This window comes from Methyloglobulus sp., from assembly GCF_040079455.1.
Classification (GTDB): domain Bacteria; phylum Pseudomonadota; class Gammaproteobacteria; order Methylococcales; family Methylomonadaceae; genus Methyloglobulus.
On sequence record NZ_JBEBKJ010000007.1, the window covers coordinates 44,264 to 60,346 of the forward strand.

The 16,083-nt window shown below is 45.1% G+C and carries 15 protein-coding genes; 1 reads left to right on the top strand and 14 read right to left on the bottom strand.

Annotated elements, in window-relative coordinates:
* The 10 genes from bamB to tgt all read right to left on the bottom strand — a co-directional run bounded on the left by bamB (nt 1) and on the right by tgt (nt 10,024).
* A complete protein-coding gene (bamB, locus tag ABL924_RS03085) occupies nt 1-1,221 on the bottom strand; it encodes an outer membrane protein assembly factor BamB (protein WP_349025602.1) in 1,221 nt (406 codons plus the stop codon).
* Nucleotides 1,221-1,868, bottom strand: coding sequence for a tetratricopeptide repeat protein (locus ABL924_RS03090; RefSeq protein WP_349025603.1), 648 nt, complete (start codon nt 1,866-1,868; stop codon nt 1,221-1,223). The genes bamB and ABL924_RS03090 overlap by 1 nt, the downstream gene beginning before the upstream one ends.
* Before the next feature lie 128 nt (nt 1,869-1,996).
* Nucleotides 1,997-3,280 carry a histidine--tRNA ligase gene (gene hisS, locus ABL924_RS03095; RefSeq protein ID WP_349025630.1) on the bottom strand — a complete coding sequence of 428 codons (1,284 nt, stop codon included), beginning with the start codon at nt 3,278-3,280 and terminating at the stop codon, nt 1,997-1,999.
* Nucleotides 3,281-3,296: 16 nt separating this feature from the next.
* On the bottom strand, nt 3,297-4,031 hold the full coding sequence (pilW, locus tag ABL924_RS03100) for a type IV pilus biogenesis/stability protein PilW (RefSeq protein WP_349025604.1): 735 nt from the start codon (nt 4,029-4,031) through the stop codon (nt 3,297-3,299).
* Between the two features lie 13 nt (nt 4,032-4,044).
* Entirely contained in the window at nt 4,045-5,157 is a 1,113-nt protein-coding gene (rlmN, locus tag ABL924_RS03105; protein ID WP_349025605.1) for a 23S rRNA (adenine(2503)-C(2))-methyltransferase RlmN, read from the bottom strand.
* Nucleotides 5,132-5,563, bottom strand: coding sequence for a nucleoside-diphosphate kinase (ndk, locus tag ABL924_RS03110; protein ID WP_349025606.1), 432 nt, complete (start codon nt 5,561-5,563; stop codon nt 5,132-5,134). Before ndk ends, rlmN begins: the two co-directional genes overlap by 26 nt.
* Before the next feature lie 75 nt (nt 5,564-5,638).
* A complete protein-coding gene (secF, locus tag ABL924_RS03115; protein WP_349025607.1) occupies nt 5,639-6,565 on the bottom strand; it encodes a protein translocase subunit SecF in 927 nt (308 codons plus the stop codon).
* A 39-nt stretch (nt 6,566-6,604) separates the two neighbouring features.
* Nucleotides 6,605-8,446, bottom strand: coding sequence for a protein translocase subunit SecD (gene secD / locus ABL924_RS03120; RefSeq protein ID WP_349025608.1), 1,842 nt, complete (start codon nt 8,444-8,446; stop codon nt 6,605-6,607).
* A 75-nt stretch (nt 8,447-8,521) separates the two neighbouring features.
* On the bottom strand, nt 8,522-8,866 hold the full coding sequence (gene yajC, locus ABL924_RS03125; protein WP_349025609.1) for a preprotein translocase subunit YajC: 345 nt from the start codon (nt 8,864-8,866) through the stop codon (nt 8,522-8,524).
* A 42-nt stretch (nt 8,867-8,908) separates the two neighbouring features.
* A complete protein-coding gene (tgt, locus tag ABL924_RS03130) occupies nt 8,909-10,024 on the bottom strand; it encodes a tRNA guanosine(34) transglycosylase Tgt (protein WP_349025610.1) in 1,116 nt (371 codons plus the stop codon).
* Between the two features lie 404 nt (nt 10,025-10,428).
* Between tgt and hemH the strand changes: the two genes are divergently transcribed.
* Nucleotides 10,429-11,439, top strand: a complete 1,011-nt coding sequence (gene hemH / locus ABL924_RS03135; protein ID WP_349025611.1) for a ferrochelatase — start codon at nt 10,429-10,431, stop codon at nt 11,437-11,439.
* A 65-nt stretch (nt 11,440-11,504) separates the two neighbouring features.
* On the opposite strand, the gene ABL924_RS03140 is transcribed toward hemH, so the two are convergent.
* From ABL924_RS03140 to leuS, 4 genes are all read right to left on the bottom strand, one after another.
* The gene (locus ABL924_RS03140; RefSeq protein ID WP_349025612.1) at nt 11,505-11,831 is read right to left on the bottom strand and encodes a hypothetical protein; all 327 of its coding nucleotides are present in this window, start codon (nt 11,829-11,831) and stop codon (nt 11,505-11,507) included.
* Between the two features lie 95 nt (nt 11,832-11,926).
* Entirely contained in the window at nt 11,927-12,949 is a 1,023-nt protein-coding gene (holA, locus tag ABL924_RS03145) for a DNA polymerase III subunit delta (RefSeq protein WP_349025613.1), read from the bottom strand.
* Nucleotides 12,949-13,446 carry an LPS assembly lipoprotein LptE gene (gene lptE, locus ABL924_RS03150; RefSeq protein ID WP_349025614.1) on the bottom strand — a complete coding sequence of 166 codons (498 nt, stop codon included), beginning with the start codon at nt 13,444-13,446 and terminating at the stop codon, nt 12,949-12,951. Before lptE ends, holA begins: the two co-directional genes overlap by 1 nt.
* 10 nt (nt 13,447-13,456) lie before the next feature.
* Nucleotides 13,457-16,039, bottom strand: a complete 2,583-nt coding sequence (leuS, locus tag ABL924_RS03155) for a leucine--tRNA ligase (protein ID WP_349025615.1) — start codon at nt 16,037-16,039, stop codon at nt 13,457-13,459.
* Nucleotides 16,040-16,083 lie beyond the last annotated feature (44 nt).

A 16,083-nucleotide genomic window follows, 5' to 3' on the forward strand; every position in this document is an offset into this window, starting at 1 on the left:
CTACTGAGCTTTTAGGGCGGCTAAGGTACCGTCTTTGGCATAAATATAAACCGTATCACCGACCACAACTGGCTTGGCATCAATGGCATCACCCGCTACTTGCACACGGGCAAGCTGGCGACCATCGGTACTGCTTAACCAATGCACATAGCCTTCAACATCGCCAACAACAACATTGCCTTGGTAAGCGACGGGGGAGGTCAACCTGCGTCCGTGCAAATCTTTTTGCTCCCACAACGACGAGCCAGTCCGCTTATCCAGTTGCAGCACATGTCCGTCTGAATTGGAAATATATAAGTACTGCTCATCCTGACTTAGGCCGGTATGCGAGGAAACAGCTTCATTGCGCCATAATACATCGCCATCCAAGATCGAAACAGCAGCAGAACCGCCGTTATAACTGGCGGTATAAATAACGCCCCGTGATTCTATGGGGTCAACATCAATATCGACCAAACGCTCAACCTCTGATCGACCTTTTGGGATAGTGACGCTGGATTCCCAAACATATTTGCCGTCTTCCAAACGCAATGCCATTAATTTGCCATTATCGTAACCTTCTATAAGGGTGTCTTCAATGATTAGCGGGGTACCCGTACCACGGACCGTTAAGGCTGGCACGTTATGTTCGTAACTCCAGACTTTTTGCCCCGTTTTTTCATTCAGGGCAATAACCGAACCATCGGTTGTTCGGATAATCGCGATGCCACTGGCAACTACGGGAACTGACATTACCTCGCTTGAAACCGGCGTTTTCCAGAGCACAGAACCATTTTCGGCACTAAGTGCGATAACCTCGCCATTGTTACTGCCCAAAATAACAGCAGTAGCCCCTAAGCCAGCACCACCAGAAAAATGAACCGCATCCTCGTTTTGGTCTTCAATTTCAACTTCCCAAGCCAAATTGCCCGTGGTCAAGTCCCTAGCCTGTACCAGGCCATCTCTATCGGCGGCATAAATCTTACCATTGCCGATTGCCGGAACCAGTTTTAAGGTTTGCTCATCCGTACCTACACCTACGTTTTCTTTCCAAACGACTTGCGCCTGAATTTCTGGGTTATATTCGACTAACGGACTCGGAGGTTCAGAATTATCGGCACCACCAGTGAAATAATCTTTGACACCTGACAGGGATTCACTAGCCCAATCCATTGCGGAACAGCCGGAAAGAATCAATACGGCGAGTATGGGCAGAATAGTTAAGGGGATTTTAAAACGCATTATTTTTTAGTTTCGATTTTTTCTGGAGCTGTCAAGTCGTCAATTTTAAGTTGCAACAAAGGCGACTGATAACCGTTCTTTAAGGCTTTTTGGTAAGAACTGCGGGCTTCGTCCAAACGATCCAATGCCACATACAAATCGCCGACTAACTCATCGTAGTTATCGGAAAATTTTGCCGCCGCCGCTTGATCGACATCATTAATCACCTGCAAGCCTTGTTCGTACTCGCCAGTTGCCAGCATCAATTTGACTAATCTAATCTTGGCTATATGGCTTAATTCCTTGTCCTTCCCAGCGGCAATTTTTTTCAGTATTTCTTTTGCTCCCGCAATATCACCTTGCTGAACTTTGACTTTAGCCTGGAACAAACCGCCGTAAGCGGCATAATTACTGTTTACAAATTGCTCTTGTAAACGTTTGCCGAGTTTATCTACTGAATCTTTCTGGTCGGTCTCAGCCGCTTTTAACAACTGGTCATAGATTGCAGAAGCTTGACTTGCTTGGTCTTTCTTATGTTCTTGCCAGAAATTCCAGCCAACAATAACGGCAACTCCCAAGGCTACGCCCACAACTGTCGATGTACCATTTTCTTTCCACCAGCCTTTTACGGCTTCAAGTTGCTCTTCTTCTGTATCGTAAATTGCCACTGTTGCCCTCTGTTTAATTTATTGAATTGTATGGATTCTATCATTCATTTTTATCTGGATGTTATCCAGCCAGATAAAAACTTGACACTATTTTTCATATTTACGAGGCAGTTACGCCCACATTTCTCTCACTGAGAGTTCTGGAGTTGCTGTTGCAAAAAATGGATCGCTTGATTTTGCGGCATGGTTTGCTGTTCAAGCTCGTTTCTTAAGCATTTGATGCTGACTTCGCCACGTTCAACTTCGTCATCACCGAGAATAATGGCGAATTCTGCCCCAGATTTGTCCGCTTTTTTGAACTGACTTTTAAAACTGCCGTTATCAACAGCGGTTTGTAGCTTAAGTGCGGGGATTTCAGTCCTGATAGTTTCCGCAAAACGTATACCTTCGCGTTCTGCTTTGTCCCCTACTCGTATCATATAAGCATCAACTGGCTTTGTTATGGGAAGATCATCACGCAATTCCAGCAAGGCCAATAAACGCTCCATGCCCATTGCAAAACCCACGGCATGATTAGGTTTACCACCCAATTGTTCAATAAGCCCATCATAACGTCCGCCAGCACAAACAGTGCCTTGCGAACCCAGCTCGTTAGTCACCCATTCAAAAACCGTAAGGCTGTAATAATCCAGGCCACGCACTAATCGAGTATTGGTCTGATAAGCCACACCTAAATCCTCCAAAGTTGTGGTGATTGCTTTGAAATGCGCCAAACTTTCAGCACCTAGGTAAGCCATCAATTCAGGCGCATTAGCAATAATGTCTTTCAGCTCAGGATTTTTACTGTCTAAAATACGCAGTGGGTTTGTGTTTAACCTACGGAGACTGTCCTCATCCAAGCCTTCTCGATGTTGCTGAAAATAAGCCACCAACACTTCCCGATAAGCCAACCGCTCTGCGATTGTACCCAATGAATTCAGTTGCAAGCTGACCTTATCGCGTATGCCCAACTTTTGCCACAAACGGTGCATCAGCAAGATCAATTCCGCGTCAATATCAGGTCCGGACATGCCGTAAGTTTCTACACCTAATTGGATAAATTGCCGATAACGACCTTTCTGTGGTCTTTCGTGCCGATACATGGGGCCGTAATACCATAATCGGTGGGTTTGGTGATGTAGCAAGCCGTGCTCCAAGCAGGCCCGTAAACACCCAGCAGTGCCTTCAGGTCTAAGTGTTAGGGAATCCCCATTACGGTCATCAAAGGTGTACATTTCCTTTTCGACAATATCGGTGACTTCGCCGATAGAGCGTTTAAATAATTCGGTTTTCTCTACGATGGGCAAACGGATTTCACTATAACCATAACTGGACAGTACTTCCCTAATAACGCGTTCGGCATACTGCCAAAGCGGTGTTTGATCGGGAAGTACGTCGTGCATCCCACGAATTGCTTGAATATTAGCTGCCATCAATAGAGTTGGGTAGTTATCGAATGCCAGCCACTTGTTTGGCTTCATTGGAGTTTGGGAACTTATCCAGCAACAGGTTCCGGTATTCATTGGCAAGTGACAAGTTACCTAATGCCTGTTCGGTTTGTATGCCGATCCACAAGGTTTCAGCGGTATGGTTGGTTTCACCCAAATAACGCTGTAAGTAATCTTCTGCCGCCTTGTATTCGCCCATCTGATAGCTGATTTTTTGCATTTCGAGCAAGGCTGCTGAATATTGACCGTTCATGTCTAAAGCCTGTTTAAGTAACGCGACCGCTTGCGGACGTTGCCCCATACCTAAATGACAACGTGCAGAATTTGTCAACGCCATCCACTGTCGGTCATTCAGTAGATTGGATGATGCCTGTGCCAGCAAAGCCAATCCTCTATCGAACTGCCTACGGTCGCACAGAAATTTGCCATAATTATTTTGTATGCCAATATCATCGGACGACAAGCCCAAGGCAGTTTCATAATGCTGTTTAGCCTCGTCAAAATGATTGATTTTTTCATACAGGAACGCCAAAGCACTGTGCGCTCGCGCATTATTGGGTTCTTTGTCCAACGCCTTTAATAAATTTTCCTTCGCCAATTCCAGCTTGTTAAGATCCATATACCGAACACCTAGCTGCAGATAAATGTCCGTAGGTTTTTCAGCAGGACTGTCTGAAAACCAGGAACAGGCTGATAGACTTATTGCCGACAGCAGTACAACAGCACAGCGTGTCATCTTATTACTTAATTTAAGCAGCATGTTCGACACTCACAGGGTTTAGTTTAAGATGTCTACGGCTTTTATCGGCGACTTGGCCGACTAATTGTCCACAGGCGGCATCAATATCTTCACCACGAGTTTTTCTCACGGTGGTTACAATTCCAGCATCGTTCAGCAAAGTCTTAAACCGATGAATCGCGTTATTGCTGGAACAGGTGTAATTGGAATTAGGAAACGGATTAAACGGGATCAAATTCAGTTTTGATGGCACGGTTTTAAGCAATTCAATCAGGCCGTGTGCGTCTTCGATTGAGTCATTAACACCATTGAGCATCACATATTCAAACGTAACCGTACGCCTGGGTGCAAGTTTGGCATTATCCCGACAAGCTTCTAATAATTCTTTTAGCGGATATTTTTTGTTAATAGGAACTAACACATCCCGCAACTCGTCAGTGACTGCATGTAAGGAGACTGCCAGGCTAACATCGCACGCCTCCGTCAAGCGATACATGGCAGGCACTACTCCCGATGTGCTGATTGTTACCCGCCGTTTGGAAATACCGTAAGCGAAATCATCCATCATTAAATTCATGGCGGCAACAACATTATCAAAATTAAGCAGCGGCTCGCCCATGCCCATCATGACGACATTGGTAATCTTTTTTTCTTTACCTAAGCGCTGTTGGGCAACCATAACCTGACCGATAATTTCCGCCGTGGTCAAGTTGCGGTTAAAACCTTGTTGGGCGGTCGAACAAAACGTACAGGCAAGCGCACAACCGACTTGTGACGATACACATAAGGTGCCACGATTTTCTTCGGGTATAAACACCGTTTCAATCTTATTGCCACACCCAGTTTGCACTACCCACTTACGTGTACCGTCGCTGGCAATTTTTTCCAACACGATTTCAGGTGTTGTTATATGACAGTTTTCGCTAAGATAACAACGTAGCGGTTTGCTAAAATTGGTCATCAAATCGAAGTCAACGACCTCCTCTTGATAAACCCATTTCAATAACTGTGTTGCGCGAAATGGCTTTTCGCCTAATCCGACAAAGAAGGCCGCTAAGCCTACTCTGTCAAGATCCAGCAAATTCAAGGATTTTTGTTTAACGGGTGCGAGCGCAGAGTTCATTATCTGAGAAAAAGTAAGCAATTTCTCTTTGGGCTGTTGCAACTGCATCAGAGCCATGCACTGCATTTTCGTCGATGCTGTTGGCGAAATCAGCGCGTATGGTGCCAGCCGCTGCTTCTTTAGGATTGGTTGCACCCATGATGTCACGATGTTTTAGGACGGCATTTTCACCTTCCAAAACCTGCATAATGACCGGCCCTGAAATCATGAACGCCACCAGGTCGTTAAAAAATCCGCGCTCTTTGTGTTCTGCGTAAAAACCTTCGGCTTGTGCCTGGGTCAGGTGCAACATTTTTGCAGCGACAATTTTCAGGTCGTTTTTTTCAAAACGGCTGTAAATTTCACCGATGACATTTTTTGCTACTGCATCAGGTTTGATTATCGAGAATGTGCGTTCTATCGCCATGTGTTTTTGAAACTCCAATTGAACAATTAAAATAGTTTTATTATAGCCGATCCGACTATCCGAATAGCCTTTGAATTAAGGCATTCTATCCAGCTCTGCGCCTTCTTTAACAGGCACAATCAGGTCATCAGGACCGACACCCAGCATCAAAGCAGCAGGACTGGCGATAAAAATGGATGAGTAAGTACCGAAAACCACGCCAAACAACAGAGCAATAGAAAAATTATGGATGACTTCTCCCCCTAAGAAAAACAGGGAAACAAGTACCAGAAATACGGTCATCGAAATCATGATAGTACGACTTAGTGTGTCATTCACCGCAATGTTCATCATTTCTTCAGTAGAAGTCTTACGCATATTCCTAAAGTTCTCCCGAATCCGGTCATAAACGACAATGGTATCGTTTAGAGAATAACCAATAAGGGCAAGAATAGCCGCCAATACTGTCAGATCGAACTCCAAAGCGAATACTGAGAATACGCCCAAGGTCACAATCACATCATGGAAGGTCGCAATAATCGCACCGACAGAAAATTTCCATTCAAAACGTAAAGAAATATAAATCAAAATGGCTAACGTCGAGTATAGCAAGGCCAAAAAACCATCCTCTGCAAGGTCGTCACCGACTTGCGGCCCTACAAACTCAACACGACGTAGTTTTGCTGGCGTAGCCGCGTTTTTGTTGATGGCTTCCAGTACTTTTGTACTCAAATCCGCGCTGTTAACGCCTTCTTCAAGTTTCAGGCGAATAAGGACATCTTTGGAGGTGCCGAAATTCTGCACAGTTGCATTTTTAAAACCCGATTCATCCAAGGTTTTGCGTAGTGTCGTCAAGTCAGCAGTTTGTTCATAACCGACTTCTATTAATGTCCCACCCGTGAAATCAATACCCATCTGCAAGCCTTTAGCGGCCAGCGATACAATCGCTATCACCATCAGAATGCCGGAAAAGGTCATCGCAATTTTTCGGTTACCAATAAAATTTATGTGTGTTTTTTTCATAATTGTTTAGTCGCTTCGGAATTATGCTAAATACTTAATTTAGATGGATAATTTCTCAACCCTGCGGTTGCCATAAACCCAGTTGATGACCATCCGTGTGCCGGCAATGGCTGTGAACATGGAGGACAAAATCCCGATAATAAGTGTCACTGCAAAACCTTTGACCGAACCCGTACCAAAGGCAAATAACACCACGGCGACTACCAAGTTGGTAACATGCGAGTCCAAGATTGTCCCCCACGCTCTGTCATAGCCCATATAGATTGCACTTTGTGGTGACACGCCATTCCTTAGTTCTTCACGTATCCGCTCAAATATCAATACGTTAGCATCAACGGACATACCGACGGTTAATATAATCCCCGCAATACCAGGTAAGGTGAGCGTCGCCTGTAGCATCGACAATATAGCCACAACAATAACCACGTTAAAGGCCAACGCAACATCGGCAATCATGCCGAAGACTTTGTAATAACCCGCCATCAGTAAAACGACCAGCACAAAGCCTACCACAAACGATAAAACACCTTTATTGATGTTGTCTTGCCCCAAACTAGGGCCTACCGTGCGTTCTTCAACAATGTCTATCGGTGCTGCCAACGCACCAGCGCGTAGCAACAATGACAGGTTACGCGCTTCTTGTGGACTATCTAAACCCGTAGTCTGAAAGCGTTTGCTAAACGCGCTCTGGATAGTCGCCACACTGATGATTTTTTCGACTTTTTCTTTGTGGCGTACTTTTTGACCATTTTCAACTTTGGTCTCGACCTTATTTTCGATAAATACGACTGCCATCGGTTTGCCGATATTAGCCTGGGTCAGCTTACCCATTTTCGCTGCGCCAACACCATTCAAAGAAATAAATACGGCAGCACGACCGTCTTGATCCATACCGGAAGACGCATCGACAATCTGGTCGCCAGTAACAATCACGCGTTTATCCAGCAGCACGGGGCTTTTGTTTTTGTCGTAGTATAACTTGCTGCCAACTGGCACATGGCCTGAAACGGCTTGCTGTACGTCATGTTCGACATCCACCAGACGGTATTCTAAGGTGGCTGTCGTACCCAAAATTTCTTTGGCGCGGGTGGTATCTTGAACGCCTGGCAATTGCACCACAATCCGGTTGTCGCCTTGTTGCTGGATGACGGGTTCAGCAACGCCCAATTCATTGACGCGATTGCGTAAGGTGGTCATATTCTGGGCGACGGCGAATTTTTTCACTTCTTTTGCATCCACTTCTGACATTTGCAGCCAGAGCTGATCTTGTTCAGCCGGTTCAGTGACTTTCAAGCCCTTGAAATCTTTACTTAACATATCGAAGACAGCGACCTTATCATCTGTTGATTTCATCTTGAGCTTAATAAAGCCCCCTTCCTTAGACACCGACAAGTATCGAATTTTTTTATCACGCAGGGCTATGCGTAAATCTTCTGTGTAACGCTCTTCGGCTTGTTTTACCGCCGCATCCATATCGACTTCGAGCAAGAAATGTACGCCACCGCGTAAATCCAAACCCAAATACATAGCATCTGCGCCTATATTCTGTAACCACGCAGGAGTCGTAGGCGCAAGATTTAAAGCCACCGTCGCATCATCATCCATTTGATCCCGAAGTAAGTCAGCGATTTTTAACTGATCGTCGGTATTTTTAAAACGCGCCAGAATCCTGCCGTCTTTAAATTCAAAGGCTTTTGAAGTTACGCCACTCGTTTTGATAGTGGACTCGATCTTGCTGGCTTGCTCCTGAGTTAAGGCATTGGTAGATGACACTTGAACAGAGGGGTCTTCACCAAACAGGTTGGGTAACGAATAAATCAGGCTGATGAGGAAAATACCCAGTATTAAAAGGTTTTTCCAAAGAGAGTAATGATTTTGCATGTGTTATTCCATCAATTGATCTGCGCGGGGATTTACGTTTTTTCTTAAGTAATCCCAGCGGTGTAATGCTACCGATTAGGTACTGGCCTTTTTAGTGACAGCTTTATAAGTCCCTTTCGGCATCATGGTTTCTATGCTTTGGCGTTGCACCTGGATAAAGATATTATCGCCGACTTCCAGCTTAACGAAATTATCATCCAAATCAATAACTTTTCCTAAAATACCGCCCGTTGTGACTACTTCAACGCCTTTGCCCATTGCAGCGAGCATTTGCTTTTTTTCTTTTGAACGCTGAGCTTGTGGGCGCAGGAACAGAAAATAAAAAAACACCAAAATACCAGCAGGAAACAACAAGCCTTCCATGCCAGGTGATTGTATGGCAGGCGCTGCTGCTAATGCGTCAGAGATAAAGAAGCTCATTGTTATCCTCAGTTTTTATTCGTATAGTTAGATAATTTCCCATTATGCCACAACTGGAACAACTTTTCCTCGTTGTTGGTAAAACCGCTTGACAAAAATATCCAGCTCTTTTTTTGCGATGGCATCACGCAGTTCTTCCATGAGATTAAGATAGTAATGGAGGTTATGCAGTGTATTTAGCCTGGATCCCAGCATTTCCTTACATTTGTCGAGATGCCGTAGATAGGCCCTGGAATAATTTCGGCAAGTGTAGCAGGCACAACTTTCGTCGATGGGGTTGGTATCGAATTCGTACTGGCTATTCCTTATCTTGACGACCCCAAACGTGGTAAACAGATGACCATTACGGGCATTGCGCGTGGGCATCACGCAATCGAACATATCAATGCCGCGCCTGACCGCTTCGACCAAATCCTCTGGCGTACCCACGCCCATCAAATAACGGGGCTTATTGACGGGCATTTTTTGATGAATGGCATCAAGGGTTTGCATCATTTCTTCTTTCGGCTCACCCACTGACAAGCCGCCAATGGCGTAACCATCAAAACCTATATCAACTAACCCTGCGATAGATTCTGCACGAAGATGCTCGTACATTCCACCTTGCACAATACCGAATAAGGCATTCGAGTTATCACCATGTGCGATTTTGCTACGTTGCGCCCAACGTAAGGACAAACGCATTGATGTTGCTGCCTCGTCTACGGTTGCCGGATACGGCGTGCATTCATCAAATATCATCACAATATCAGACCCTAAATCCCGTTGAACTTGCATAGATTCTTCCGGCCCCATAAAAATCTTGCTGCCATTGATGGGCGATTTGAACGTCACGCCTTGTTCAGTGATTTTTCTTAACGCACCCAGGCTGAACACTTGGAAACCGCCGGAATCGGTGAGGATGGGTTTTTGCCAGTTCATAAAGCCGTGCAAATTCTTATGCGCTTTGATTACCTCCGTACCTGGGCGGAGCATGAGGTGAAAAGTATTTCCTAGAATAATCTGAGCGTTCAGGCTTAAAAGATCGTCTGGCGTGAGCGACTTTACCGCACCGTAAGTGCCGACAGGCATAAAAACGGGGGTTTCTATTGTGCCGTGGGCTAAGGTTAGTTGGCCTCGGCGGGCATGGCCGTCCTGATGGGTGAGTTTGAATTCCATATAAATTAACAGATTGTAAACAAATGCTATGGATTTGGTACGATTATAGCGAACATAATCAAGATGTCGGTCAAATCCAATTGGTCACGGACGACAAATTTGTTTGCATGCTTTCCGATATTCGCTCTTCCGACTCAATTGGGTTGTACTCAACGCCGTTATTCCAGCTATCCAAGACATTAGGGAATCTCTAAAAATTCAATAAGCTCCTTCTCCCTTCGGGAGAAGGTTGGGATGAGGGGTTTAAAATCAAGTATTTACAACCCTCACCCTAGCCCTCTCCCAGAGGGAGAGGGGATTTTTAGAGATTCCCATTAAATAATACACATTACCCGCCCCAACCCGCTTGTTCTAGTATAATTCCAAGAAAACCGCTTTGTAATTTAGTGTTGAACGGACCATCAATGAAATCAAAAACCGCCATACTACTTTTAAATTTAGGTACCCCAGATAGCCCAAGCCGTTGGCATGTGGGGCGGTATCTAAGCGAATTTCTCAATGATCCAAGAGTTATCGACATTCCTTGGTTGGCCAGAAAAATATTGGTCAACTGCATTATTGTGCCATTTCGATCCGGTAATTCCTCAAAGCTCTACAAAGCTATTTGGGATAAAGAATCAGGATCACCGTTGCTGATGAATACCTTGGCGTTGCAAAAAAAATTGCAAATAGCCGTAGGTGACGAAATCACGGTGGAGATGGCCATGCGTTACAAAAACCCCAGTATGGACGTTGTTTTGGAACGAATGCACCAGCAGGGCTATCATAAGATTATTGTCTTCCCATTATTCCCGCAATACGCGTCGAGTAGCACTGGCAGTGCTTTACAGCGTTTTATGGAGATTGTGAGCCAATGGTGGGTTATTCCCGAAATTAAAATCATTTCTCAATATTTTGATAACGACGATTTTATCAATTGCATCGTTAATCGCGCTAAAAAATACGATTTGGCACAATACGATCATATTATTTTTAGCTACCACGGCTTACCAGAGAGGCAGGTAGATAAGGTTTATACAGATGGCGTTTTATGTAAACATCATGATTGCGAAGAGACTTTAACCGAAAGCAATTATTACTGTTACAAAGCTGCTTGTTATCAAACAACGAAAGCTATTGTAGAAAAACTGGCGATACCGCAAGATAAATTCACATTGAGTTTTCAAAGTCGTTTGAATAATAAATGGTTAATGCCATTCACCGACAAAGTGATCGAAGAACTGGGGGTTAAAGGTGCTAAAAAAATACTGGTTTTTTCGCCCGCGTTTACCGCAGATTGCTTAGAAACCCTGTATGAAATTGGCATTGAATACCAAGAAATTTTCCATAAACACGGGGGCGAAAAAATACAGTTGGTAGAAAGCTTGAATAGTGGGGATGATTGGGTGGAGACCATTAAAAAGTTGGCGCGGTAACAAAATAGGGCGAGTCAAGACCCGCCTAATGCGCTACGACTATTCCACCTCCCCACCCCAAAACATCAATTTTCTTCTATGCGCTTACGAAGTCCAGCAGGCATTTCCAGTTTGGTTTTATTCCAGCCTTCCAAATCTAAAACTTCCTCCAAACATTGCTCCATGAGCTGATGGGCTTGTTTAGTCACTTCAGCTATTCGTCGGTGTACTTGCATTTGCACACTGTCTTCGGGCGAAATATCCACGCTCATACATTCTTTTTGATAATCGAATAATTTACGCAAATTGTTAATTTGCAGACTGACATGAACAGGGCAAGCACACGCATAAAGAATGCCTTGGTCGTTGATTATGGCAAGTTGTAGTGCTGAAAATTTACTGTCAAGGTTCATTGCTCTCTCCTCATATTATTATTGTTATAAAATCATGATCTTTGGTGTGATTCGTACTGAAATCCACAGGCAAATAAAATTCGTATGATTATAAGCTAACCCGTCTTTGCCAGCAGAGAAATGGAAGCCAAGCCCAAACTAGCCTCCAGCAAAGCTTCCCAAGCATCACCTTGCTGCTGGCCTTTAATCTGACGATCTGCTTTTGCACCCAACACTAATACCTTATTTAATTCGGCATGCATCAGCCGTTTTACAGCAGAATCAATAAGTTGCTTACGTTCACCCCAAATACCATTTTTTTTCAGGATAAGCTCTTTTTCACCCTGATTCTGCGCGGCTTTATAGCTAATCAGAATTCTGACTTCCCGCATGAGCGCCCATAGCACGATGGCGGATGCAATTCCTTCCGCGTTCAGGGATAACACTATTTTAAGTACCTTATCAGGCTGTGCAGAAAGGGCTGACTCAACCAGCTTAAATACGTCGTAGCGGGAACTGTCCGCCACTACGTCAATAATTTGCAAGGTACTTAGCTTGCCTGATCCATACAGTACATACAATTTTTCTATTTCCTGAGCAGCCGCCAATAAATTACCTTCAACTCGGTCAGCAAGTATTTTCACTGCACCAGGCTCAGTCGTTATTCCGCGTTGTTGCAATCTGTCTTGTATCCAGCGCAGAAGGTCTTGTCCAGCCAACGGCCAAACTTGAATAACACAAGCCACCTTATCTAATGCTTGAAACCAGGAAGTTTTTTGTACGTCCTTAGTGATTTTCCCAGCGGTAATAAGTAATAAGGTATCTTCGGGAAGGTGTTGACAATAAGCTGCCAATGCTTTTGCACCTTCTGCGCCCGGCGTTCCAGCCGGTAATCTCAGGTCGATAATTTTTTTGTCGGCGAAGATAGAAAAGGTGTCCGCAGCTACATTTAGTTGCTTCCAGTCGAACAGCTTATCGACGAAAAATATTTCTCTGACAGTAAAATCTCGCTCTTTTGCCGATTTCCTGATGGCATCCGCCAGTTCGCCCAATTGTTGCGGTTCGTCACCAGTTATAAAATAGACCGGAGCTAGGGCTTTCTGCAATGACAACGATAACTGTTGCGGTTTAATCTGCACTATTTACCTTTCGTCTGTACTACCGCACGGCCACGGTTAATAATCGTCCTGACAACCTGTTGATACATCTCATTTCTGATGACAGTTTCTTCATTATCTTTGGCAATGACGTCCTGTTGATCATTAAAATATTCCCGCCTGAACTCAACTGGCTCTCGCGGCACTACTACACCATTTTTAGCATTAAGCAGTTCAAACTCCAGATGCCCTGCCAGTTCAATCTCATTCGACCGCCCTCTCTCGCTCAAAGATAGCACTCGGCGCTCAATGCCATCATTAAATATTCTCAGCACAATATCGGCCTTCTCGGGCGAGTCGACAAGTTGTCCTGAAGATGATTTCAACACGCTATTTAATTGGTCTCTAAGTGCGGGCGAACCACCTTGCAAAAAAATGGTTTTCATTTCTTTGGGTAAATCGTACGCGCCGCGCAAATGATAACCACAAGCCGTTGTTAGCAAGGCAATAACTAAAATGACTGATCGATTTATCCGCACAAGCTAACTCCTATACAACGATATTGACCAATTTCTTGGGTACGATAATGATCTTTTTAACGGGCTTACCGTCAATGAATTTAATCACATGCTCATCGCTTAAGGCTGTTTTTTCTATTTCTTCATTAGTCGCTGATGCTGAAACGGTCATTTTGCTGCGTAATTTACCGTTAACCTGTAGGACGAATTCTATTGAATCCTGCACCAACGCGGTTTCGTCCACTTGCGGCCATGGCAAACCGACTGCCGCGTCATGATGGCCTAAATGTAACCACAATTGGTGACAGATATGCGGTACGATAGGCGATAGCATAAGTGTTATGGCTTCCAGCGTTTCTTGTCGGATGGCCTTGCCGTTGGCGGAGTCATCTTCAAACTTAGTCAAGGTATTGAGCAACTCCATATTTGCCGCAATAGCCGTGTTAAAGATGGTACGTACGCCCATATCGTGACTGACTTTCTGGATGGTTTGGTGTGTGTGCCTACGTACTGCCTGCTGTTCAGGCGTTATTGATGCCTTATCTATTGGCTGTCGTGTGACACCAGATATAACATGGAAATAAACTTGTTTCCACAGTCGTTTTAAAAACCTTGATGCGCCCTCTACACCGCTATCCGACCATTCCAGGGATTGTTCTGGCGGCGCGGCGAACATGATGAACAAGCGCACGGTATCTGCGCCATATTGGTCGATTAAGGTTTGTGGATCGACGGTATTGCCTTTGGACTTGGACATTTTGCTGCCGTCTTTCAACACCATGCCTTGGGTCAGCAATTTCTTGAACGGCTCGTCGCAAGTGACTAGACCTTCATCCCGCAATAATTTGGTGTAAAACCGGGCGTACAACAAATGCAGGATGGCGTGTTCAATGCCGCCTATGTAATGATCGACGGGTAGCCAGTGACTGGCTTTTGCATCGAGCATGATGTTGTCAGGTTGGCTGGCAAACCGTGCAAAATACCAGGACGATTCCATGAAAGTATCGAAGGTGTCCGTTTCGCGCCGTGCCGCTTTGCCGCAGGTCGGACAGGTAGTTTTGGAGAAAGTCGGATGAGCGATTAAAGGTGATTGCAAGCCGTCCAATACCACATTTTTAGGCAATGTTACCGGCAAATCCTTTTCTGGCACGGGGACTGTACCGCAACCGTCACAATAAATGACCGGAATCGGTGCGCCCCAATAACGCTGACGGGAGACGCCCCAATCACGTAGACGGAATTGCACCTGCTTATCGCCGAGGTTTTTGGTGTTCAGGTCGGTGGCAATGGCATCCACTGCGGCCTTATGGGTTAAGCCATCAAACTTACCACTGTTAACCAACACGCCAACTGTTTTATCGCCGTACCAATCTTTCCATTCTGCATCAGTGAATTCAAGTTCGTTTAATGGCTGCTCAAATAACCATTTTTTGTCTTCTGGAACGGGGTCTTTAATTCCATAACGATCATTTGATGATGAAATCCCACTTTCTAATGCGGATCTATTTGTTAAATTTTTCTCGTGTTCAATTACTTGTTTTATTGGCAAGCTATAATTTTTTGCAAAATAAAAGTCCCTTTCGTCATGTGCTGGCACGGCCATGACTGCACCTTCACCATAGCTCATTAACACGTAGTTGCCGACCCATACCGGAATTTGTTCTTCAGTAAGTGGATGTTTAACAAAAAGCTTTGTATCCATCCCTTTCTTTTCCATCGTCGCCATGTCGGCTTCCGCCGTGCCGCTTTGTTCGCATTCCTTTAAGAATTCTGCAAGCTTAGGATTGGTCTTGGCGGCATGGGTTGCCAATGGATGCGCTGCTGCGACGGCACAAAAAGTAACGCCCATAATCGTATCGGCACGAGTAGTGTATACCCACAGCAACTCGTCTTTGCCGTCCAATTGATAGGGAAACGCAAACCGTACCCCGTAGCTTTTCCCGATCCAGTTGGCTTGCATGGTCTTGACCTGCTCCGGCCAACCGTCGAGCGTATCGAGCGATTGCAACAACTCATCGGCATAAGCGGTGATCTTCAAAAACCATTGCGCGATTTCCTTGCGTTCGACCTTGGTGTCGCAACGCCAGCAACAACCATCAATCACTTGCTCATTGGCAAGTACAGTCATGTCTTTTGGACACCAGTTGACTGGCGCAGTTTTTTTGTAGGCCAAGCCTTTTTCCAGTAATTTCAGGAAAAACCATTGCTCCCACTTATAATAATCAGGATCGCAGGTTGCTAATTCCCTGTCCCAGTCGTAACCAAATCCCAAGCGCTTAAGCTGGTCACGCATGTAGTCAATATTGCTGTAAGTCCAATCGGCTGGATGCACGCCATGCTGCATAGCGGCATTTTCAGCCGGTAGCCCGAAAGCATCCCAGCCCATCGGTTGCAGGACATTCTTGCCCAACATGCGTTGATAGCGGCTGATGACATCGCCGATGGTGTAATTCCTGACATGGCCCATGTGCAGCTTGCCGCTGGGGTAGGGGAACATGGACAGGCAATAGTATTTTTCACGGTCAGACGCTTCAAGGGCTTTAAATGCCCCCGATTCTTCCCATAGCTTTTGTACGCTTTGCTCAATCTCTAGCGGTTGATAGTTTTCCTGCATCCTTATCGTCTTTCGTCGGTCAAAAGCGTTAGAATACCGTACCG

What these genes read in the sequence shown, in the direction of transcription:
- bamB (WP_349025602.1), bottom strand. Translation starts at nt 1,221, where the DNA reads ATGCGTTTTAAAATCCCCTTAACTATTCTGCCCATACTCGCCGTATTG.
- hisS (WP_349025630.1), bottom strand. Translation starts at nt 3,280, where the DNA reads ATGGCAGCTAATATTCAAGCAATTCGTGGGATGCACGACGTACTTCCC.
- pilW (WP_349025604.1), bottom strand. Translation starts at nt 4,031, where the DNA reads ATGACACGCTGTGCTGTTGTACTGCTGTCGGCAATAAGTCTATCAGCC.
- rlmN (WP_349025605.1), bottom strand. Translation starts at nt 5,157, where the DNA reads ATGAACTCTGCGCTCGCACCCGTTAAACAAAAATCCTTGAATTTGCTG.
- ndk (WP_349025606.1), bottom strand. Translation starts at nt 5,563, where the DNA reads ATGGCGATAGAACGCACATTCTCGATAATCAAACCTGATGCAGTAGCA.
- secF (WP_349025607.1), bottom strand. Translation starts at nt 6,565, where the DNA reads ATGAAAAAAACACACATAAATTTTATTGGTAACCGAAAAATTGCGATG.
- secD (WP_349025608.1), bottom strand. Translation starts at nt 8,446, where the DNA reads ATGCAAAATCATTACTCTCTTTGGAAAAACCTTTTAATACTGGGTATT.
- yajC (WP_349025609.1), bottom strand. Translation starts at nt 8,866, where the DNA reads ATGAGCTTCTTTATCTCTGACGCATTAGCAGCAGCGCCTGCCATACAA.
- tgt (WP_349025610.1), bottom strand. Translation starts at nt 10,024, where the DNA reads ATGGAATTCAAACTCACCCATCAGGACGGCCATGCCCGCCGAGGCCAA.
- hemH (WP_349025611.1), top strand. Translation starts at nt 10,429, where the DNA reads ATGAAATCAAAAACCGCCATACTACTTTTAAATTTAGGTACCCCAGAT.
- ABL924_RS03140 (WP_349025612.1), bottom strand. Translation starts at nt 11,831, where the DNA reads ATGAACCTTGACAGTAAATTTTCAGCACTACAACTTGCCATAATCAAC.
- leuS (WP_349025615.1), bottom strand. Translation starts at nt 16,039, where the DNA reads ATGCAGGAAAACTATCAACCGCTAGAGATTGAGCAAAGCGTACAAAAG.